This is a genomic window from Lysobacter enzymogenes, assembly GCF_017168095.1.
In the GTDB taxonomy this organism is placed as follows: Bacteria; Pseudomonadota; Gammaproteobacteria; order Xanthomonadales; family Xanthomonadaceae; genus Lysobacter; species Lysobacter enzymogenes_D.
Genome location: NZ_LXSD01000021.1, coordinates 1 through 1,002 on the forward strand (window position 1 = coordinate 1; position 1,002 = coordinate 1,002).

Below are 1,002 nucleotides of genomic sequence, written 5' to 3' on the forward strand. Positions count from 1 at the left end.
CGGCGGCGCGGCGACGGCGTCGGGCTGCGCGGGCGCGGCATGCGCGGCGGGCGGCGCGAGCGCGGCGATGAGCGTTGCGGCGAGAACGAGGACGGCCGTGCGTGGCATGGGGCGGGCTCCTTGCGTGATCTGCGCGCCCGGTCGGGCCGCTCGATCATAAACGTCGCCGGCTGCGGCGGTGATGGCGGCCGCCGCTTGGCTTGGCGCGATCCGCCGAGCGATGAGCGCACAGGCGCGCCGAGCGCGGCGCCGACGCATTCTCTCGACAGCGGCGCCGGTATAAGGTGGCGCACCCAGGAGATCCCCATGCGCGCGCCGCTTATCGTCCCGACCGTTCTCGCCGCCGGCTTGTGCGCGGCGTTCGCCGCGCCCGCGTCTGCGGCCACCGCCGCCGCCAAGCCCGCGACGCCGGCCGCGGCCGCCACCGCGGCCGCCGGCGAAATCACCCACGGCCGCTTCGTGCGCACGCCGGTGCGGATGCCGCAGGGCGAGGTCAAGCGCTTCGTGCTGTGGTTCGCCGATGGCCAGGACGCCGCCGCGCGCAAGGCCCGCATCGACGCGCTGGCGGCCGACGGCGCGATGGTGGCGACGGTCGATCTGGCCGCGCTGGAAGCGGTGCTGCGCAAGGACGGCGGCCAGTGCAACTTCTCCTCCGGCGACGTCGAGAATTTCTCCCGCTACGTGCAGGCGTATTACCGCTTGCCGACCTATCACCTGCCGCTGCTGGTCGGCGATGGCGAAGGCGCGGCGTTCGCCTACGCGATCGCGGCGCAGGGCAATGCGGGCTTGTTCGCCGGCGCGGCGACGGTGGGTTTCTGCCCGAGCCTGCGCGCGGCGCGGGCGCTGTGTCCCAGCGGTTCGCTCGCGCTGCAGGTCGAAGGCAAGCGCGCGCAGTTGCAGCCGCAGCCGCTGCAGGTGCCGTGGCTGCTGGCCGCGCCCGCCGGCGGCAAGGCCGCGTGCGCGCCGGCGCAGGCCGAGGCCTTCGCCCAGGCGGTGCCGCAG

Annotated in this window: 1 pseudogene; it reads left to right on the forward strand. The window is 75.4% G+C overall.

What is annotated here, in order from left to right:
* Positions 1 to 306 precede the first annotated feature (306 nt).
* Positions 307 to 1,002 (forward strand): annotated as a pseudogene (locus tag A7A76_RS00505) (virulence factor family protein); the annotation flags it as partial.